Here is a 19,584-nt window from a genome sequence, read left to right as displayed (position 1 = left end):
CCCGACTACTCCAGGTAGGTGTAGCCCTCGAGTCCGGCGGAGAGGTCGTCGAGGAAATGCTGCTGCTCGGTCTCGCTGAGGCCGCTGGCCGCGAGCTGCTCGGCCAGGCGGTCACGCAGGATGCCGGCATCGAAGTTCACGTAGCCGAGCACATCGGCGACCCGGTCCCCTTGCTGGATCTGGCTGATCGACCAGCCGCCCTGCTCGTCCAGGGCAGCGTCTGCGGAGTCGGTGTCGCCGAACAGGTTGTGCAGGTCGCCGAGGATCTCCTGGTAGGCGCCGACCATGAAGAAGCCCAGCAGCTTCTCCTCGCCCTCCTGCCACTCCGGCAGCGGCAGGGTGGTCTCGACCCCCTGGCCGTCGACATAGCCGTCGATACGGCCGTCGCTGTCGCAGGTGATGTCCTGGATCACCCCGCGGCGCTCGGGTTCCCGGTCGAGGCCGGTCAACGGCAGTACCGGGAAGATCTGCTGGATGCCCCACACATCGGGGACCGACTGGAACAGCGAGAAGTTGACGAACAGCTTGTCGGCGAGTTTCTCGGCCAGCTCGTCGGCGATCTCGCGATGGACGCGGTTGCGGGTGTCGAGCCGCTCGCGCAGCAGGGCGCAGGCGGCGAAGTAGGCGCCTTCCCCCTCGGCGCGGGCCTCGATGTCGGCCATGCCGATGACGAAGCGTTCATGCAGCTCACCCATGGCGTGCACCAGGTCGTGCCAGGCCTCCACCAGCCCCCGGGGCTCGGGGGAGGTGCTCAGCAGGTCGTGGACCCGCCACAGCTCGTCGACCTGAGGGTCGCCCTCGACGCGGCGCTCGGGGGCCCGCTCGCTGACCCGCTCCTCGCCGATCACGTTGGTGATCAGCACCGCGTGGTGGGCGGTCAGCGCGCGGCCCGATTCGCTGATCAGGTGCGGCGGGGGCAGGTCCTGCTCCTGGCAGGCCTGGTTGAAGGCATAGACCACGTTGCGGGCGTACTCCAGCATCGAGTAGTTGGCCGAGCAGAAGCTGCGTGAGCGGGTGCCCTCGTAGTCGACGCCCAGGCCGCCGCCCACGTCCACGGTATCCACCGGGGCGCCCAGCGCCACCAGGCTCTGATAGAAGCGAGCGCACTCGCGCAGGCCGCGCTGGATGTCACGGATGTTGGCGATCTGCGAGCCCAGGTGGAAGTGGACCAGTTGCAGGCTGGCCAGGGCGTCGGCCTCGCGCAGCCGCTCCACGACCTCGAGGATCTGGCTGGCGGTGAGTCCGAACTTGGACTTCTCGCCGCCGGTGTTCTGCCAGCGGCCACGTCCCACCGAGGCCAGGCGCGCCCGCACTCCGATGCGCGGCTTGACGCCGATGCGTTCGGCTTCCTCGAGGATCAGCGGCAGCTCCGAGAGCTTCTCCACGACCAGATAGACCCGATGGCCGAGTTTCTCGCCCATCAGCGCCAGGCGTACGTATTCGCGGTCCTTGTAACCGTTACAGACGATCAGCGAGGAGCCGTCGCCGGAGAGCGCCAGCACGGCGAGCAGCTCCGGCTTGCTGCCGGCCTCGAGCCCCACCCGGCCATGGCCGCGCTCCTGGGTGGCGAGGATCTCCTCCACTACCCGTCGCTGCTGGTTGACCTTGATCGGGTAGACGGCGGTGTAGCCACCCTCGAAGGCCTCCTCCGCCATGGCCGCGTCGAAGGCGGCACAGAGCTGCTCGACCCGGTCGTGGAGGATGTCGGTGAAGCGCACCAGCACCGGCAGACGCAGGCCGGCGCGCTTCAGCTCGGCGACCAGGTCGTCCAGCGGCAGGGCCGGGCCCTCGGCCTCGCTGCCCAGGGGGCGCACCAGGGCGTGGCCACTGTCGTCGACATCGAAATAGCCACTGCCCCACTGGTCGATGTTCCAGGTACGCCGGGCGCGCTGTGCCGGGCCGTTGGTGCTGCCGATGGGCAGGCTCATGCATTCACCTCTGGAAGTGGCAGGGCGCCAAGCTCGAGGCGCGCCAGCAGGATGGCTCGAAACTGTTCCGGATCGTGGGGCGTGAGGTCGTGGGCCGGGGGATCCACATAGACCACCAGCAGCCGCGACAGCCAATAGCGCAGGGCGGTCATGCGCAGCATCATCGGCCAGGCGTCGCGCTCCACGCAGGTGAGCGGGCGGCGTGCCTGGTAGGCGCGAAGGATGGCGTCGTGGCGCTCGACATTCAGCCGGCCATCCGCTTCGGTGGCCCAGTCGTTGATGACGATGGCCAGGTCGAACAGCAGGTCGCCGGTGCAGCCGTTGTAGAAGTCGATGATGCCGCCCAGGCGATCGCCCTCGAAGAGGGTATTGTCGCGGAACAGGTCGCCGTGCAGGGCCCCCTGGGGCAGTTCCGGAGCGTTGCCGAAGAAGCCCTGGTAGATCTCGACCTCGTCCTTCATCAGGGTCTGGTCTTCCGGCGACAGGTAGACCAGCACGCGGTGATGCATCGGCAGCAGCCAGTGCAGGTCGCGCGGATTGGGACGATGGCCGGGGAAGCGCTGCGACACCAGGTGCATGCGGCCCAGGGCGTCACCGAGCGCCCGGCACTGCGCCAGGTTGGGGGCCTTGGGGTGTTTGCCGGGCAGGCGAGGAAACAGCAGCGCCGGCTTGTCGGCCAGGCTGTGCAGGGCGATGCCGTCACGATCGTGCAGCGGGCCGGGAACCGGCAGGCGGTGCTCGTCCAGGTAGTCGAGCAGCTCGACGAAGAACGGCAGCTCCTCGTGCTCGCCCTGTTCGAACAGGGTCAGGACCAGCTCGCGGCGATCGGTGGTGACGAAGAAGGTGGTGTTCTCGGTGCCGGCGGGTACGCCTTCCAGGGAGACCAGCGACCCGGCATCGAAGCGGTTCAGGAATTCCGCGACCTGTGCGTCGCCAAGTGGTGTGAATACGGCCATGTGTCTCTCACCCGGGTTGCCAAGCCGCCTATTGTAGCGACTTGGCAGTGCGATGCACGCACCCGAGAGTAGCAGATCGTGGTCGTCGGTGTCGGCATCCGCCGGGAGCCCCGCCCCCCGGCGGAGAGTGGTCAGAAGGTGTGCAGTATCCATTGCGGGACGGCGATACGGTCGCCCTCCTGGCGCTCGAAATTGCCGTCGCCGTCGTGGTCCACCAGGTAGTAGGAGGGACCACTGGCGGGCCGGATCTCGATGGCGTAGAGCTCGCCGTTGACCCGGTATTCGCGGATGGTGCGATCCTCCTCCTGGCGGATGGTGATATCCGGCTCCACCTCGGTGGCGGACTGGGCCAGGGCCGGGCCGGCGAGGGCGAGCGAGAGGCCCAGCGCCAGCAGCATGGAAGGGGAGGAGCGTTGCAGTAGTCTCATGATGACCTCCGGGGCCGCCTGCGGCAGGGAGTGACGATACCCCCAGTGTAAGACGTTGCCGCCTGATGGCCTATCGTTCGCGGCAAAAGGGGCGCGCAATGCGTATCATGGTGGCTCAGGATCACGCTTTCCCTGCCCAGACTAATGGATGCCGATACATGGCCGACACGCCCATCGTTCTCGTCGACGGTTCTTCCTATCTCTACCGTGCCTTCCACGCCCTGCCGCCGCTGACCACGTCCCGCGGCCAGCCTACCGGCGCCATCAAGGGCGTGCTCAACATGCTCAAGCGGCTGATCAAGGACTACCCGGACAGCCCCATGGCGGTGGTCTTCGACGCCAAGGGCAAGACCTTTCGCGACGAGCTGTTCGAACAGTACAAGGCACACCGGCCGCCGATGCCCGATGACCTGCGCTCCCAGGTGGAGCCGCTGCACGCCTGCGTGAAGGCGTTGGGTCTGCCGCTGCTGTGCGTCGAGGGGGTCGAGGCCGACGACGTCATCGGTACCCTGGCCCGCCGAGCCACCGAGGCCGGGCGCGACGCGGTGATCTCCACCGGCGACAAGGACATGGCCCAGCTGGTCAATGAGCACATCACCCTAGTCAACACCATGAAGGACGAGACCCTGGACGTCGACGGCGTGAAGGGGAAGTTCGGCCTGCCGCCGGAGCTGATCATCGACTTCCTGGCGTTGATGGGCGACAAGGTCGACAACATCCCCGGCGTCCCGGGAGTCGGCGAGAAGACCGCGCTCGGTCTGCTGCAGGGCGTCGGCGGGGGGCTGGACACCATCTACGCCGACCTCGACAAGGTCAAGGGCCTCGACTTTCGCGGTGCCAAGACCCTGCCGAAGAAGCTCGATGAGCACCGCGACCAGGCGTTTCTCTCCTACCGGCTCGCCACCATCAAGACCGACTGCGACCTGCCGGTGGGGCTCGACGACCTGGACATCGCCCACCCGGACCGCGAGGCGCTGCTCGAGCTCTATCGCGAGTTGGAGTTCAAGGCCTGGCTTGCTGAGCTGCTGGAGGGCAAGGACGAAGGGGTGGACGACGTCGAGGGTGGCAAGCCGACGCCGGTAGGGGATGACGAAGCGGGTGGCTCGGGCCCCGCCGCCGGGCGCGAGGATCACGTCATTCTCGCCCAGGCCGACTTCGACACCTGGCTCGGGCGCCTGAAGGAGGCCGACGCCTTCTGCTTCGACCTGGAGACCACCAGCCTCAACTACATGGAGGCGGAGATCGTCGGGGTGGGGCTGGCGCTCGAGCCGGGCGAGGCGGCCTATATCCCGCTGGCCCACGACTACCTCGATGCACCGGCGCAGCTCGATCGCCAGGCCGTGCTCGAGGCCCTCAAGCCGCTGTGGGAAGACGCCGGCAAGACCCGGATCGGCCAGAACCTCAAGTACGACATCTCAGTGCTGGCCAACTACGGCATCCGGGTCGCCGGGCCGCTGGAGGACACCATGCTCGAGTCCTACGTGCTCGACTCCACGGCGACCCGCCACGACATGGACTCCCTGGCGCTCAAGTACCTGGGCGAGAAGACCATCTCCTTCGAGGAGATCGCCGGCAAGGGGGCCAAGCAGCTCACCTTCAACCAGATCGCCCTGGATCAGGCCGTGCCCTACGCCTGCGAGGACGTCGACATCACCCTGCGGCTGCATCGCGAGCTGCGCCCGCGCGTCGAGGCCGAGGGCCGGCTGGCCGGCGTGCTCGAGGAGATCGAGCTGCCGCTGATCCCGGTACTCTCGCGCATGGAGCGCACCGGGGTGGCGCTCGACCCCGAGCGGCTGCATGCCCAGAGCCGCGAACTCGAGACCCGCATCCGTGAGCTCGAGGCCAAGGCCTATGAACTCGCCGGGCGCGAGTTCAACCTCGGCTCGCCCAAGCAGCTCGGCCAGATCCTCTTCGAGGAGCAGCAGATCCCGGTGATCAAGAAGACCCCCAAGGGGGCCCCCTCCACCGCGGAAGCCGTGCTCGAGGAGCTGGCGCTGGATTACCCGCTGCCCAAGGTGATCATGGAACACCGGGGACTCGCCAAGCTGAAGTCGACCTATACCGACAAGCTGCCGAAGCTGGTCAACAAGGCCACCGGGCGGTTGCATACCAGCTATCACCAGGCGGTCACCGCCACCGGCCGGCTGTCGTCATCGGATCCCAACCTGCAGAACATCCCGATTCGTACCGAGGAGGGGCGAAAGATCCGGAAGGCCTTCATCGCCCGGCCGGGCTACCGCATCGTCGCCGCCGACTACTCGCAGATCGAGCTGCGCATCATGGCGCACCTCTCCGAGGACAAGGGCCTGCTCGAGGCTTTCGCCGAGGGGCGCGACATCCACGCCGCCACCGCCGCCGAGGTGTTCGGCGTGCCGCTCGAGAAGGTCTCGGGCGACCAGCGGCGCAGCGCCAAGGCGATCAATTTCGGCCTGATCTACGGCATGAGCGCCTGGGGGCTGGGCCGCCAGCTGCACATCGAGCGCCACCAGGCCCAGACCTACATCGACCGCTACTTCGACCGCTACCCGGGGGTGGCCCGCTATATGGAGCGCATCCGCGCCCAGGCCGCCGATGACGGCTACGTGGAGACCGTCTTCGGCCGGCGCCTCTACCTGCCGGAGATCCACTCCCAGAACCGTGCCCGGCGCCAGGGTGCCGAGCGTACCGCCATCAATGCCCCGATGCAGGGCACCGCGGCGGACATCATCAAGCGCGCCATGATCGATGTCGACGCCTGGCTGCAGGCCGGCGAGATGGATGCCTGGATGGTGATGCAGGTCCACGATGAGCTGGTCTTCGAGGTCAAGGCGGCGCAGGTGGATGCCTTCATCGAGGAGGTGAAGGGCCGCATGCAGGCCGCCGCCGAGCTCGGCGTGCCACTGATCGTCGAGGCCGAGAGCGGCGCCAACTGGGACGAGGCCCACTGAGGCTTTTGTCCGTGTGGTCCGCATGCGTGGCCCATGAAAAAGCCCGCGGCGCTGAACTGCGCCGCGGGCTTTCGGGTTCTGCGGGGCGGGGCTCAGCGCCAGCCGACGCGGTCGAAGATGCGCACCGCTTCGGGGTTGTTCTCGCCGAGGATGCTGATGTTGATGTCATCCTTCTCGAAGTCGCCCCAAGATTCCAGGGTCGGCGCCTTCTCGATGCCGTCCACCACCGGGAACTCGTTGTTGCCGGAGGCAAAGATGGCCTGGGCCTCGTCGGAGGCCAGGAACTCCAGGAAGCGGATGGCGTTGTCGCGGTTCTGGGAGCTGGCGACGACGCCGGCTCCTCCGACGTTGACGTGGGTGCCGCGACCATCCTGGTTGGGGAAGAGGATGCCGACCTTCTCGGCCACTTCGCGCTCAGCCGCGTCCTCGGAGTCGAGCAGGCGGACATAGTAGTAGTGGTTGGCCACGGCCAGGGCGCACTCGCCGCTGGCGACGCCCTTGATCTGGTCGGTATCGCCGCCTTCGGGCTGGCGAGCGAAGTTGTTGACCACGCCCTGGGCCCACTCCTCGGCGCCTTCCACGCCGTGGTGCTCGATCATCGAGGCCAGCAGCGACTGGTTGTAGATGTTGTTGGACGAGCGGATGCAGACCTTGCCCTCGAAGCGCGGGTCGGCCAGGTCTTCGTAACTGCTGATCTCGCTCGGGTCGAAGTTGTCGCGGTTGTAGAAGATCGCGCGGGCCCGCTGGCTGAAGCCGAACCACTTGCCTTCCGGGTGACGCATCGTGTCGGGCAGGCGCTCGGCCAGCACGTCGGACTCGATGCCCTGGAAGATGCCCTCCTGCTCCGCGCGCCACAGGCGGCCGGCATCGACGGTCATCATGACGTCGGCGGGGCTCGCCACGCCCTCACGCTGGATGCGCTCGATCAGTTGATCGGATTCGCCTTCCAGGACGTTGACCTCGATGCCGGTCTGCTCGGTGAAGGCATCGTACAACCGCTCGTCCGAATCGTAGTGGCGCGCCGAGTAGAGATTGATCTCATCGGCAGTGGCGCCGGTGGCGAAAGCCGAGCCGGCCAATGCGGCGGCGAACGGAACGGCAAGACGGTAGCGGTTGATCATTGTGTTCACCTCTTGAGCCTCGTGGGATGCAGGCGTTGTCCTTGAATGATAATACGTTGCATTAGCGCGATCGTCATTGAACGTCTTCGCGGGCCTGCCGTCAAGCCCTGGTGATGCCGGCCTGGGTAGATAAGTGGCTGATGCCATGATGGAAAGCAGGAGGTGGTGGAAAAGGTCGCGAATGCGAGTACATTTCAAACGTATTCACTGGACATTTCCGGTACGATAAGGGCCGTTCTTTCCATTCCGACCAAGCTGCCCTGATGCCATGACCAGCAAACCGAACCAAGTGGAAGCCGGACAAGCCTCGAAGCGTCGGGCCCCCGTGTTGTCGATGGCGGGCGTGCACCACGCCTTCGGCCGCCTGGCCGCCGTGCAGGGGGTCGACCTGGACGTCGCCCCCGGCGAGGTCGTCTGCCTGCTGGGCCCCTCGGGCTGCGGCAAGACGACCCTGCTGCGGATTGCCGCCGGGCTGGAGGTGCTGCAGCGCGGGAGCGTCTCCCTCAACGGAGGTGCCACGGCGGTACCCCATGGCCGCCATCTGCCGCCGGAGAAGCGCAACGTGGGCCTGGCGTTCCAGGATTCGGCGCTGTTCCCGCACCTCTCCGTGCTCGAGAACGTGACCTTCGGCCTGAAGGGCGAGCCAGTGCCGAGGCGTCGCAAGCGCGCGCTGGGACTGCTCGAGCAGCTGGGCATGGCCGCCTATGCCGATGCCTACCCGCACATGCTCTCGGGGGGGCAGCAGCAGCGCGTGGCCCTCGCCCGGGCACTGGCGCCGGCGCCGCAACTGATGCTGCTCGACGAGCCGTTCTCCAGCCTGGACGCCCGGCTGCGTGACCGCATTCGCGACGACACGCTGCATGTTCTCAAGAAGGTGGGTGCCGGCACGCTGCTGGTGACCCATGACCCGGAGGAGGCCATGTTCATGGCCGACCGCATCGCCTTGATGCGCGAAGGCCGCATCGTCCAGATGGGGACGCCGCGCGAGCTCTACTGCCATCCCTGCGATCCGTTCGTCGTCACCTTCTTCGGTGAAGTGAACGAGCTGAATGGCGAGGTGCGCGATGGCTGCGTGCAAACGCCGGTGGGGCCGGTGGGCGCCGGTTGGTTGGCGGAGGGCACTCGAGCCCAGGTGATGGTGCGTCCGGAAGCCTTGCGGATCACCGAACGCGATGAGCCGCCCCAGGGACATCGCTACAGTCATGTGATCATGGCCAAGCTGCTGGGACGCAGCAGCCTGCTGCATATCTGTGCCCATGGCGCGGATGGCCGCGAAGCCCACCTGCATGCCCGGGTGCCCGGCGTCTTCCTGCCCGCCGAGGGGCAGCCGGTGGATATCCACCTCGATCCGTCACAGGTGTTTGTCTTTCCCTCCAGAGCCACGGTGGCCGGGGCGGGAGCGGCGCAGGGCGATGCTCAGCAGGATCACCGGGATTATGCCCACAGCCACGATGGCCAGTGAGGCGGTGGACGCCTCGGCGAGCCGCTCGTCCGACGCCAGGCTGTGTGCCCGCACGGCCAGCGTATCGAAGTTGAAGGGCCGCAGGATGATGGTGGCGGGCAGCTCCTTCATGACATCGACGAACACCAGGATACCGGCCGCGAGCAGGCTGCCGCGCATGATGGGGGTGTGAATTCGCCGCAATGTGCCGGTGGCGGTCTCGCCGAGGGTGCGAGCCGCCGCATCCATGCTCGGCGTCACCTTGTCGAGACTGGCCTCCACCGCGTTGAAGGAGACGGCCAGGAAACGCACCACATAGGCATAGACGAGAATGAAGGCCGAGCCGCTGAAGATCAGCCCGATGATCACGCCATGGCGCTCGTGCAGCCAGTTGTTGAGGGTGCTGTCCAGCCAGGCGAAGGGGATCAGGATGCCCACCGCGATGACCGAGCCGGGGATGGCATAGCCCAGGGCGGCGATGCGCGTGGCAGTGCGCGTGAGCGGGCTGTTGTGGATGCGCATGCCGTAACTGAGGATGACCGCCATGCCGACGGCGATGAGTGCCGCGGCCGTGGCCAGGAACAGGCTGTTCCTGGCGAAGTCGAAAAAGCGCGTACCGAACAGCGAGTCCCCCTGCTGGATGGCGAGCTGCAACAGCAGGCCGCTGGGTATCAGGAAGCCGATCAGCACCGGCATCGCACAGGCGGCGAAGGCGCCCAGGGCGCGCCAGCCATGCAGGCGGTACTCGGGCAGCTGCTGATAGCGGTTCGTGGTATGGAAATACTTGCGCTTGCCGCGCGACCAGCGTTCCAGCAACACCAGGGCGATGACGAAGATCAGCAGACAGGCGGCGAGCTGGGCGGCGGCGACCTGCTCGCCCAAGCCGAACCAGGTGCGGTAGATGCCGGTGGTGAAGGTATCGACGCCGAAGAACTGCACGGCCCCGAACTCGTTGAGGGTTTCCATCAGGGCCAGCGAGACACCGCCGATGATGGCGGGGCGCGCCAGCGGGACGGCCACGCCGGCGAACAGTCTCCAGGGGCCCCGTCCCAGGGTGCGTCCCACGTCCAGCACACAGACCGACTGCTCGATGAAGGCCGCCCGCGTCAGCAGGTAGACATAGGGGTAGAGCACCAGGGTGATCAGCGTCGCGGCGCCGCCCAGGGAGCGAATGTCGGGAAAATAGTAGTCGCCATGGCTCCAGCCGAACAGGTCACGCAGCCAGGTCTGCAGCGGGCCGGCAAACTGCAGAAAATCGGTATACGCGTAGGCGATCACATAGGTGGGCACGGCCAACGGCAGCAGCAGGGCCCATTCGAAGATCCGTCGTCCCGGAAAGCGACACATGACCACCAGCCAGGCACTGCCGGTCCCGATCACCAGGGTGCCGGCCCCCACCGCAACGGTCAAGAACAGGGTATTGGCGAGATAACGCCCCAGCACGGTGCTGGAGAGGTGTTGCCAGACCCCGCCCGTGGGCATGACGACATGGGCGAGGATGACCAGCACCGGCAGGGCCACGACGGCGGCAATGGCGAGCGTCAGGATGGTCCAGGGGTTGAAGCGGTGCGAGAGTCGGTGCGCAATGGCGGACAGCCCGCTGCTGGCGGATCTAGACAAGCGAGGACTCCTTGCGGTGGCAGGGTCTCGGGCCGCAAATGCGAGACCATTACGGCCGCAAATATTATCAGTTAGTGCGTGTGTCTGCAGCCTCGGCGGGTCGCCACAGGACAAAGCTGCCCGCCGTCGGGTGACGGCGGGCAGCGTGTCGGCAGCCAGGCCTGTCGGTCAGTAGCCGAGCAGCATCGAGGGAAGGCCCGTCACCAGGGCCGGGAAGAAGGCCATCAGTACGCACGCCAGCACGATCAGCGCACAGAAGGGTATCACCGCCTTGTAGAGGTCGACGATCTCGACGCCCTTGGGTGCCACGCCCTTGAGGTAGAACAACGCATAGCCGAACGGCGGCGTCAGGAAGGAAGTCTGCAATACCACGGCCACCATCACCACGAACCACAGCACGTCTACGCCCATACTCTCGACGATCGGTAGCATGATCGGGAAGCTCAGCAGCACGATGCCGGTCCAGTCCAGGAACATGCCCAGGATGAACACCAGGAACAGCATCAGGATCAGCGCGCCGGTGGTGCCGCCGGGCATCGCCATCACCACGTTGTGGATCACGCTCATGCCACCGCCACGCGAGAACACGCCGGTGAAGGCGGTGGCGCCGACCAGCACCAGCATCACCATGGTGGTGGTCTTGCTGGCGTCGATCAGCGTCCTGAAGCAGGTGCTGGCCTTGCGGTCGCCGAAGATCAGGAACAGCAGGAAGGCGATGAACACCCCGATGGCCGAGGCTTCGGTGGCGGTGGCGATGCCGGTGAACAGCGAGCCCAGCACGCCCAGGATCAGCGTCATGGGGGGCAGCACGTACTTGGCCAGCATGATCAGCAGCTCGCGGGTACTGGTCTCGGCACGCTCTTCCGCCGGCACCGGCGGGCCGTAGCTGGGCTTGATGAAGCAGATCACCAGCACGTAGAGGGCGTACATGGCGCCGAGCAGCAGTCCCGGCACCAGGGCGCCGGCGAACAGCGCGCCCACCGAGACCGGCGAGTAGCTGGCCATCAGGATCAGCATGATGCTCGGCGGGATCAGGATGCCGAGGCAGCCGCTGGCCATGATCACCCCGGTGCTGAGCTCCTTGTTGTAGTGGTACTTGAGCATCGGCACCAGGGCGATCATGCCCATCACCGCGATGGAGGCGCCGACGATGCCGGTGGTGGCGGCGAGCAGCACCGAGACGATGACCACGGTCAACGCCAGGCCGCCGCGCAGGTTGGCCAGCAGCAGGCGCATGGTGTCGAACATGCGCTCGGTGACCCCCGAGTCGTTGAGGAAGCGCGCCATCAGCACGAACAGCGGAATGGCCACCAGCACGTAGTTGTCCATGGCGTTGCCATAGATGTTGTTGATGATGGTGCCGAGCACGCGGGGTCCGGGGCCGAGCCAGGCACCGATGACTGCCACGCCGCCCAGCACGAAGGCCAGCGGATGGCCCATGAACAGGCCGACCAGCAGGCCGCCGAACATGAACAGGGTAAGCAGTTCCGCACTCATGCCGAGGCCTCCTGGCGCAATTCCTTGATGGCACGGATGACGATGGCGATGGCCTGCAGCAGGATCAGCACGGCGGCGATGACGATCACGGCCTTCACCGGATAGACCGGAATCGAGACGATGCCATAGGTGGTCTCGCCGCGGCTGAAGGAGCGCATGAAGAAGCTCCAGCCCAGCGTCACCAGCATCCAGATGAAGGGCACGAAGAAGATCAGGTAGCCGAGTAGCTCGATGACGGCCTGCTTGCGGCGCGACAGCAGGCGCTTGAGCACGTCGACCTCGACGTGGGCGTGATGGCGCAACCCGTAGGCGGCCATCAGCATGAAGTGGGCGCCAAACAGCATCTTGGTGATATCGAAGGCCCAGTCGCTGGGCCGCCCGGTGAACAGGCGCAGGGCGATATCGTAGAGCACTATCAGGGCGATGATGGCGATCAGTGGCGCGATGACCCGCCCGAACACTTCATTGAGGGTATCGATCGCCTTGGCAATCGCATTCATGGCATACGGTCTCCGGCCTCGGGACTGAAACGCCCCGGCGTGAGAGCCGGGGCGACCAAGGAGCGTCTCACAAACAGGCTTCGATGGCCTCGAGGTCGGGCAGGTTGTCGAAGCTGCGGCTCATGTTGTAGGGCACCGAGACATCGCGCCAGTTGGCATAGTGCTGCAGGTAGCTGACCATGGAGTGATAGACCTTGGCATGCATCGGATCCTCGCAGGCGCCTTCCACGATCACTTCGTTGGCCACTTCCTGGATGCGGGCCATGTCCTCGGCGCCATAGGTGGATATCTCCACGCCGGCCTCCTGGAACTTGGTGGTGCCCTCGGTCGACTCGCGCTCGGACCAGGCCAGCGACCAGGCGAGGGTGGCATCGGCGGCGATCTTCAGCTTCTCCTGGGTCTCCTCGGAGAGGGCGTCCCAGGCGTCCTTGTTGATCATCACCCCGAACACGCTGGCGGACTGGTGCCAGCCGGGCGTCGCCCAGTATTCCACCACCTCGGCGAAGCCGGCGTTGTAGTCCACCCCCGGGGTGGAGAACTCGGCCCCGTCCACCACGCCGCGCTCCACCGCCTGATAGATCTCACCGCCGGAGAGGGTGACCTGGGAGCCGCCCAGGCGTTCGAGCACCCGGCCCTGGTCGCGGCCAGAGAGACGCAGGCGCTTGCCGTCCAGGTCGGCCAGGCTCTCGATGGGGGTGCGCCCCATGAAGCCCGACTCGTTGTTGGTGATGCCGTAGGGCAGGTAGACCATGTTGTACTGGCCGTAGACCTCCTGATAGAGCTCGAAGCCGCCCCACTGCTGGATCCAGTTCAGGTAGTCGACGCCATTGAACAGGCTGGGGGTGGCGGCCAGCGGCGAGAACGCCGAGCTGCGGCCGGCCCAGTAGCCGGGCCAGTCGCCCGAGGCCTCGATGCTGCCGGTCTCGGTGGCGTCGAATACCTCGGTGCCGGGCATCAGGGTGCCGCCGGCGCGGAATTCGATCTGCAACTCGTCGCCCGCCAGCTTGTTGACCAGGTCGGCCCAGTGGCGGTCGATCTCGATCAGGTCCAGGCTGTCCGGCCAGGTGGTGGTCATGGTCCACCGCTCCTGGGCCTGGGCGGTGGAGGCGAGGGTCACGAGGGCGACGCCGGCGGCCAGGCCGGTGAGAGTAAGCTTGGTTGTCTTCTTCATGATGCGCTCCCTGGTAGGGTTGTTCTGTTGTCGAGAAGAAGCAGAAACGCCGAGGCCGCATCCATTGTAGTCTCGGGGCGGTGGCGGCACCGCCTGCCCTTGGGCTTGACCGGGTGGGCAGGTCGGCATGCAAGACAAGCTAGCATGGGGTGACTGTCACAATCGATAGGGCCCGGTGGAGGGCGACCGGAGTGCCGAGGTCGGGCGCAGGCGGCGCGGCCGGGCAGGGGAAAGAGTTTTCAATCAATGGTTTGAATGATTCGGCGCTGCCTCAATTAGCACCGTGCATGTTGCCCGCTGCGTTGAATAGCGCGCGAAGATACGACTAAAGTTCAGCCGAAGGGAGGCGCCTTGCCATGCCTGATGATTGCTCGATGGCAGCCATCGAGCCGCTGCTCGACCATGCCCGCACCCTGGCGGGGTGGCGCTGGCGTGGCCTGGTCTGGCTGACCGGCGAGCCGGAAGAGTGCCGCTGCCGCGCCCGGGCGCTGTGGCGGTCCGGTGACTGGGACTCACCGCTGTGGGTCGCGGCGCAGCCCCCCTCCGGGCTCGAGGTCCGGCACTGGCTGGCGCCCTCGAAGGCCCGGACCCGGCTGGGGGGCGAGCAGGGACTGCTGGTGATCGATGCGGTGTCCGACGACGCGGGCTTCGACCCCGACGCCTTCGGGGCGCTTGCCGGTGCCCTGCGGGCGGGGGGGCTGCTGGTACTGATGACCCCTCCCGACTGGGGCAGGCGGCCCGATGCCGACTATGCCCGGCTGGCGGAGCACCCTTACCGGGCCGAGGGGCTGACCGCCCACTACCTGCGACGCCTGGCACGGCAGCTCTGCCTCGCCTCCGGCGTCGTGCACTGGCCGGCCGCTGGCGAGCCCCGGCTGCCGCCGCTGCCCACCGCGCCCGCCGTGCCCCCTCCTTCCACCGATGCGGATTGCCTGACCCGCGACCAGGCCGATGCCGTGGCCCGGCTCACCCGGCTACGCCGTCGCCGCCCGCTGGTGCTCACCGCCGATCGCGGCCGTGGCAAGAGCGCGGCGCTGGGCATCGCCTGTGCCCGGCTGCTGGCGGGGGGCGAGCCCCGCATCCTGGTGACGGCACCGCGTCCGTCGGCCGTGGCGGCGCTGTTCGAGCGCCTCGAGGCGCTCTGCCCCGAGGGCCGCCGGCAGGGCCACGCCTTCGTGCTCGGCGCGAGCCGGGTCGCCTTCCTGCCCCCCGACGAACTGACGGCGCTGACCCGGCGGGGCGAGGTGGGCGGCCCCGGCCAGCGGCTGCTGGTGGATGAGGCGGCGGCGATACCCGCCGCCCTGCTCGGCGAGTGGCTCGAGGCCTTTCCGCGCATCGCCTTCGCCACCACGGTGCATGGCTACGAGGGCTCGGGGCGCGGCTTCGCCCTGCGCTTTCGCCAGCGACTCGAGCAACGGACACCGGAGTGGCAGGCCTGCCACCTGAGCGCGCCGATCCGCTGGGCGGCCGGTGATCCGCTGGAGGCCCTGGTCACTCGCCTGCTGCTGCTCGATGCCGAGCCCGGCGACGCCCTGGATGCCGCGCCGACGCTGCGGCGCCATCGACGTGCCGAACTGGCCGACGACGAGTCGCGCCTGCGCGAGCTGTTCGGGCTACTCGTCCAGGCCCATTACCGGACCACCCCGAGCGATCTGCGGCGACTGCTGGATGGGCCGGAGGTGGGGATCGCGACCCTGGCGACGGGGATTGGCCCCCAGGCGGTGCTGGTCACCACCGACGAAGGCGGCTTCGATGCCGAGCTGGCCGAACGGGTCGCACGCGGGGAGCGGCGGCCGCGAGGCCACCTGATGGCCCAGTCGCTGGCCGCCCACGCCGGCTGTCGCGAGGCCCTGTCGGGACGGCTGCGCCGGGTGCTGCGGATCGCCGTGCACCCCGGCCAGCGGCGCCGTGGGCTCGGTCGTCGCCTGCTCGAGGCCGAGCGGCAGCGGGCCCGCCACGACTCGATCGACCTGCTGGGGGCGAGCTTCGGTGCCGAGGCTGGGCTGATCGCCTTCTGGCAGGCGCTGGGCTTTCGCGCCGTGCGGCTCGGGCTGACCCGTGAGACGGCCACCGGTGAGCATGCCCTGATGGTGGTGGCGCCGGTCAGCGCTCGGGGCGAGCGACTGGCCGCCGACCTCCAGGCACGGTTCCAGCGCCAGCTGCCGGGACTGCTGGCCTTCGAGCTCGAGGGGCTCGAACCCGAGGTGGCGGCGGCCCTGCTGGCCGAGGGGGAAGGCCCCGCACCGGGCCCCGGCGACCTGGGGGATATCGACGACGTGGCCTTCGGCCATCGTGAGCCGGCGCTGGCGCGGCCGGCCCTGCAGGCGCTGGCCCGCCGGGCTATGGCCATGGGCATTCCCCGGGGTGACCCGGATCTCTGCCTGCTGGTGGCCTGGGCCTTCCAGGGGTACCGAACGACCGGGTTGGTGGCCCGGCTGCAGGTGTCGGGGCAGCGGGAGGTCACGGCACGGCTGCGCCAGGCGGTGGCGGTTCTGCGCGAGCGGGTCGCCTGAGGCTTTCCATGCCACGGGGCGGTGGGTAAGGTAGCCCGGTAAACGTCGAAGAAGAACCCGCATGAACGCACATCTCGAGCAACTCTCGCCGCAGCCGCTATGGCGACACTTCCGCACCCTGTGCAACACGCCGCGGCCTTCCGGCCACGAGACGGCCCTGGTGACCCGCCTCGAGGAGTGGGCCGAGGGGCGGGGCCTCGCCCATGACCGCGACGCCTTCGGCAACCTGCGCCTCCGCAAGGCCGCCACCCCCGGCCGCGAGCGCTCCCCCGGCGTGATCCTGCAGGGTCACCTGGACATGGTGGCCCAGGCCAACGCCGACCATCCCCACGACTTCACCCGCGACCCCATCGACACCCATGTGGCGGACGGCTGGCTGCATGCCCGGGATACCACCCTGGGCGCCGACAACGGCCTGGGCGTGGCGGCGACGCTGGCGCTCCTCGAGGACGAGACCCTGGTGCACGGCCCACTCGAGGCGCTGTTCACCCTGGAGGAGGAGTCGGGCATGGGGGGCGCCTTGAACCTGGCCGAGGACTGGCTGGAAGGACGGGTACTGCTGAATCTGGACTCCGAGGATCGGGGCCAGGTGTTCATCGGCTGCGCCGGTGGTGCCGACGTGGTCGTCGAGGCGCAGTTGCCGACCGCCGCCCTGGCCGACGACGAGGTCGTCCTGCGGCTCTCGCTGACCGGCCTGGTCGGCGGCCACTCGGGGATCGACATCCACAAGGGGCGCGGCAATGCCAATCGCCTGCTGGTGCGGGTGCTGCGCTCGCTCGAGCCTTTCGATGCCCGCCTGATCGACTATCAGGGTGGCACGCTGCGCAATGCCCTGCCGCGGGAGGCCTTCGCCACCCTGGCGCTACCGGCCGACGAGCGCGAGCATGTCCGCGAGCGCGTGGCGGTGCTCGAGACCGAACTGCGCGCCGAACTGGCGGGGGTGGACGATGGATTGTCGCTGGCGCTCGAGTCGCCAGACGCGCGCCCTGCCGAGGCCCTCTCTGCCCACGCCAGTCGCATGCTGATCGGTGCGCTGCACGTGGCGCCCTGCGGCGTCGAGCGCATGAGCAGCGAGCTGCCCGGCGTGGTGGAGACATCGAACAACCTGGGCGTGATCAGCCTGGAGGGGGGGCGCTTCCAGCTCTGCGCCCTGGTGCGCTCGCTGCGCGACAGCGCCACCCTGGACCTGGCCGATCGCTTCCGTGCGCTGTTCGAACTGATCGGTGCCCGCACCCGGGTCGAGAACGCCTATCCGGGCTGGACCCCGGCCCCCGAGAGCGCTCTGCTGGCGCGTTTCCGGCGCCTGCATCAGGCGCGCCTGGGCAGCGACCCCGAGGTGCTGGTGATCCATGCCGGACTCGAGTGCGGCATCCTCGGCGGCAAGTACCCGCACCTGGAGATGATCTCCTTCGGCCCGCTGATTCGCGGCGCCCACTCCCCCGACGAGCGGGTGGAGCTGGCCTCCGTCGAGGAGTTCTGGGGACTGTTGCGCGCCCTGGTCGAGGACCTGGCGCAGCACGAGACCGCCTGAACCCCGGGGCTCCTCAGTGATTGACCTGGATGCGCAGCAGCGGGTAGCCGTCCACCGAGACCAGCGGGATATCGGTATGGCCACGGTAGTGGCGGTGGCGATAGTGGCGGTCGCGGGACGGTGCCGAGTAATAGTGGTGCTCGACCACGCGGCGTGGTGGCCCCGAGCGGTGCTTGCGATACGACTGGTGGCGGTGCCTGTGATGGTGCCTGCCGCGGTCGGCACGATAGTCGTGTTGATGATAGTGGTGGTGCACCTGGGGGCCGTAGCTGCCGTGACGGTGGTGGTCGGCCATCGCCGGCAGGCTCATGGCCAGGGCCGCGATCGAGGCGGCCATCAAGAGTCGTTTCATGGGGTGTCCTCCGGGGACGGGCCGGTAACCTTGGTGATTCACCCCTGCGTACCTGATGGGAGTATAGTCCCCGACGAGCGTCGCTCGAACAGTGTTCGCTGATATGGCAGGCTTTTCCCGATTCTCTCCACATTCGAGGACGCGATGATCGAGCAGTTGCAGGAGACCGGCTGGCTGGTGGCGGCGGTGCTGGGGGGGCTGCTGCTGGTGGCGAGTGGCTGGGCGATGGTCTGGCGCCGGCGTCTCGTCGCCCTGGCGGGGGCCCGGACCGAAGGCGAGGCCGCCACCCGGCGGCTCGAGCAGGAACTGGCCCACAGCGATGCCCAGCTCGACGCCAGCCGCGAACGGCTCGAGGCCACCGAGGCGGCGCTGGCCGCTGCCCGGGAGCAGTTGGCCGAGCGGCGTGAGCGCTGTGCGCGGCTCGAGACGGAACGGGACCAGCTGGCCAGCCGCCACCGCGAGCAACTGGCGCTGCTCGAGGAGGCGCGGGCCGGGCTCAAGGAGGAGTTCCACCAGCTCGCCGGGCGCATCTTCGAGGATCGCCAGCGCGCCTTCAGCGCGCAGAGCCGCGACAGCCTGGAGGCACTGTTGCGGCCTTTCCGTGAGCAGGTCGACCAGTTTCGTCGCCGGGTCGAGGAGCTGCACGGCCAGGAGCAGCGGGAGCGCGGTTCGCTCAAGGCCCAGCTCGAGCAGTTGGCCGGGCTCAACGCCCGCCTGGGCGACGAGGCCAATGAGCTGGCCCGGGCCCTCAAGGGCGACCGCAAGATGCAGGGCAACTGGGGCGAGCTGATGCTCGAGACGGTGCTCGAACGCAGTGGCCTGCGACGCGACATCGAGTATCGCCGCGAGGTCTCGCTGCACGGCGAGCAGGGCCGCCAGCGCCCCGATGCGGTGATCTACCTGCCCGAGGGGCGCCACCTGATCATCGACGCCAAGGTGTCGCTGACCGCCTGGACCCGGGTGGTCAACGCCGACGACGACGCCGAGCGCGAGGCGGCGCTGAAGGCGCATCTGCAGTCGCTGCGCGACCATGTCGGCGGCCTGTCGGCCAAGGCCTACCCCGACCTGCCGGGTCTCAATTCACCGGATTTCGTGTTCCTCTTCGTGCCGGTGGAACCGGCCTTCGCCGCCGCCTTCGAGCGCGACCCCGAGCTCTTCCAGGATGCCTTCTCCCGCCAGGTGGTGCTGGTCACCCCCACGACCCTGCTGGCCAGCCTGCGCACCGTGGCAGGGCTGTGGAGCCTGGAGCGTCAGAACGACAACGCGCGGCTGATCGGTGAGCGGGCCGAGCGACTATTGACCAAGTTCAGCGGCTTCGTCGAGAGCCTGGAGGACATGGGGCGCCATCTGGAGCGCGCCCGAGAGAGCCATCGCCAGGCGATGGGACGGCTTTCCACCGGCCAGGGCAGCCTGGTCGCCCAGGCCGGAGAGCTGCAGCGGCTGGGAGTGCGCATGAAAAAGCCGCTGCCGGCCCACCTGCGACGCGTCGCCGAGGAGGAGGCGGCGGGGAGTGACGCCGACGACGAGGCATGAGGCCAGGGCCGGCACGGATACGATGACGCCGCCCGGAGGGGCGGCGTCGTGACGTCACGAGGGGGG

The 19,584-nt window shown here is 68.0% G+C and carries 14 protein-coding genes; 5 read left to right on the top strand and 9 right to left on the bottom strand.

All coding sequences use genetic code 11. The features are described from left to right. Positions 1 to 5 precede the first annotated feature (5 nt). The 3 genes from speA to QLQ85_RS04225 all read right to left on the bottom strand — a co-directional run bounded on the left by speA (position 6) and on the right by QLQ85_RS04225 (position 3,312). The gene (gene speA, locus QLQ85_RS04235) at positions 6 to 1,928 is read right to left on the bottom strand and encodes a biosynthetic arginine decarboxylase (protein WP_282720033.1); all 1,923 of its coding nucleotides are present in this window, start codon (positions 1,926 to 1,928) and stop codon (positions 6 to 8) included. Beyond that, positions 1,925 to 2,884, bottom strand: a complete 960-nt coding sequence (locus QLQ85_RS04230; protein WP_282737859.1) for a homoserine kinase — start codon at positions 2,882 to 2,884, stop codon at positions 1,925 to 1,927. The genes speA and QLQ85_RS04230 overlap by 4 nt, the downstream gene beginning before the upstream one ends. A 131-nt stretch (positions 2,885 to 3,015) precedes the next feature. Further along, complete coding sequence (locus tag QLQ85_RS04225) at positions 3,016 to 3,312, bottom strand: DUF2782 domain-containing protein (RefSeq protein WP_282737858.1); 297 nt, start codon at positions 3,310 to 3,312, stop codon at positions 3,016 to 3,018. A gap of 158 nt (positions 3,313 to 3,470) precedes the next feature. Here QLQ85_RS04225 and polA point away from each other — a divergent pair, with 158 nt between their 5' ends. Further along, on the top strand, positions 3,471 to 6,239 hold the full coding sequence (polA, locus tag QLQ85_RS04220) for a DNA polymerase I (protein WP_282737857.1): 2,769 nt from the start codon (positions 3,471 to 3,473) through the stop codon (positions 6,237 to 6,239). Between the two features lie 92 nt (positions 6,240 to 6,331). On the opposite strand, the gene QLQ85_RS04215 is transcribed toward polA, so the two are convergent. After that, a complete protein-coding gene (locus QLQ85_RS04215) occupies positions 6,332 to 7,360 on the bottom strand; it encodes a Fe(3+) ABC transporter substrate-binding protein (protein WP_282737856.1) in 1,029 nt (342 codons plus the stop codon). Between the two features lie 334 nt (positions 7,361 to 7,694). Between QLQ85_RS04215 and QLQ85_RS04210 the strand changes: the two genes are divergently transcribed. Continuing rightward, positions 7,695 to 8,822 carry an ABC transporter ATP-binding protein gene (locus QLQ85_RS04210; protein WP_282737855.1) on the top strand — a complete coding sequence of 376 codons (1,128 nt, stop codon included), beginning with the start codon at positions 7,695 to 7,697 and terminating at the stop codon, positions 8,820 to 8,822. Here QLQ85_RS04210 and QLQ85_RS04205 read toward each other — a convergent pair. The 4 genes from QLQ85_RS04205 to dctP form a co-directional block, all read right to left on the bottom strand. Then, complete coding sequence (locus QLQ85_RS04205) at positions 8,712 to 10,421, bottom strand: ABC transporter permease (protein ID WP_282737854.1); 1,710 nt, start codon at positions 10,419 to 10,421, stop codon at positions 8,712 to 8,714. The two genes, QLQ85_RS04210 and QLQ85_RS04205, sit on opposite strands and share 111 nt — an antisense overlap. Before the next feature lie 168 nt (positions 10,422 to 10,589). Continuing rightward, on the bottom strand, positions 10,590 to 11,918 hold the full coding sequence (locus QLQ85_RS04200) for a TRAP transporter large permease (protein WP_282737853.1): 1,329 nt from the start codon (positions 11,916 to 11,918) through the stop codon (positions 10,590 to 10,592). Next, entirely contained in the window at positions 11,915 to 12,418 is a 504-nt protein-coding gene (locus QLQ85_RS04195; RefSeq protein WP_282737852.1) for a TRAP transporter small permease subunit, read from the bottom strand. The genes QLQ85_RS04200 and QLQ85_RS04195 overlap by 4 nt, the downstream gene beginning before the upstream one ends. Before the next feature lie 67 nt (positions 12,419 to 12,485). Beyond that, entirely contained in the window at positions 12,486 to 13,589 is a 1,104-nt protein-coding gene (dctP, locus tag QLQ85_RS04190; protein WP_282737851.1) for a TRAP transporter substrate-binding protein DctP, read from the bottom strand. A 356-nt stretch (positions 13,590 to 13,945) separates the two neighbouring features. Between dctP and QLQ85_RS04185 the strand changes: the two genes are divergently transcribed. Then, positions 13,946 to 16,102, top strand: a complete 2,157-nt coding sequence (locus tag QLQ85_RS04185; protein WP_282737850.1) for a tRNA(Met) cytidine acetyltransferase TmcA — start codon at positions 13,946 to 13,948, stop codon at positions 16,100 to 16,102. 61 nt (positions 16,103 to 16,163) lie between these two features. Continuing rightward, positions 16,164 to 17,633 carry an aminoacyl-histidine dipeptidase gene (locus QLQ85_RS04180; protein ID WP_282737849.1) on the top strand — a complete coding sequence of 490 codons (1,470 nt, stop codon included), beginning with the start codon at positions 16,164 to 16,166 and terminating at the stop codon, positions 17,631 to 17,633. Between the two features lie 13 nt (positions 17,634 to 17,646). On the opposite strand, the gene QLQ85_RS04175 is transcribed toward QLQ85_RS04180, so the two are convergent. Continuing rightward, entirely contained in the window at positions 17,647 to 17,985 is a 339-nt protein-coding gene (locus QLQ85_RS04175; RefSeq protein ID WP_282737848.1) for a hypothetical protein, read from the bottom strand. Positions 17,986 to 18,129: 144 nt separating this feature from the next. On the opposite strand from QLQ85_RS04175, the gene rmuC reads away from it, so the two are divergent. After that, positions 18,130 to 19,518, top strand: a complete 1,389-nt coding sequence (gene rmuC / locus QLQ85_RS04170; RefSeq protein ID WP_282737847.1) for a DNA recombination protein RmuC — start codon at positions 18,130 to 18,132, stop codon at positions 19,516 to 19,518. The last annotated feature ends 66 nt before the right edge of the window (positions 19,519 to 19,584 follow it).

Source organism: Halomonas kalidii, from assembly GCF_030010475.1.
GTDB classification, from domain to species: Bacteria; Pseudomonadota; Gammaproteobacteria; order Pseudomonadales; family Halomonadaceae; genus Halomonas; species Halomonas heilongjiangensis.
Note: the sequence above shows the minus strand (reverse complement) of the source record. Positions and strands in the feature narration are given on the sequence as shown.

Excerpts from the sequence above, each read along its gene's own strand:
- speA (WP_282720033.1), bottom strand. The coding sequence starts at position 1,928 with ATGAGCCTGCCCATCGGCAGCACCAACGGCCCGGCACAGCGCGCCCGG.
- QLQ85_RS04230 (WP_282737859.1), bottom strand. The coding sequence starts at position 2,884 with ATGGCCGTATTCACACCACTTGGCGACGCACAGGTCGCGGAATTCCTG.
- QLQ85_RS04225 (WP_282737858.1), bottom strand. The coding sequence starts at position 3,312 with ATGAGACTACTGCAACGCTCCTCCCCTTCCATGCTGCTGGCGCTGGGC.
- polA (WP_282737857.1), top strand. The coding sequence starts at position 3,471 with ATGGCCGACACGCCCATCGTTCTCGTCGACGGTTCTTCCTATCTCTAC.
- QLQ85_RS04215 (WP_282737856.1), bottom strand. The coding sequence starts at position 7,360 with ATGATCAACCGCTACCGTCTTGCCGTTCCGTTCGCCGCCGCATTGGCC.
- QLQ85_RS04210 (WP_282737855.1), top strand. The coding sequence starts at position 7,695 with ATGGCGGGCGTGCACCACGCCTTCGGCCGCCTGGCCGCCGTGCAGGGG.
- QLQ85_RS04200 (WP_282737853.1), bottom strand. The coding sequence starts at position 11,918 with ATGAGTGCGGAACTGCTTACCCTGTTCATGTTCGGCGGCCTGCTGGTC.
- QLQ85_RS04195 (WP_282737852.1), bottom strand. The coding sequence starts at position 12,418 with ATGAATGCGATTGCCAAGGCGATCGATACCCTCAATGAAGTGTTCGGG.
- dctP (WP_282737851.1), bottom strand. The coding sequence starts at position 13,589 with ATGAAGAAGACAACCAAGCTTACTCTCACCGGCCTGGCCGCCGGCGTC.
- QLQ85_RS04185 (WP_282737850.1), top strand. The coding sequence starts at position 13,946 with ATGCCTGATGATTGCTCGATGGCAGCCATCGAGCCGCTGCTCGACCAT.
- QLQ85_RS04180 (WP_282737849.1), top strand. The coding sequence starts at position 16,164 with ATGAACGCACATCTCGAGCAACTCTCGCCGCAGCCGCTATGGCGACAC.
- QLQ85_RS04175 (WP_282737848.1), bottom strand. The coding sequence starts at position 17,985 with ATGAAACGACTCTTGATGGCCGCCTCGATCGCGGCCCTGGCCATGAGC.
- rmuC (WP_282737847.1), top strand. The coding sequence starts at position 18,130 with ATGATCGAGCAGTTGCAGGAGACCGGCTGGCTGGTGGCGGCGGTGCTG.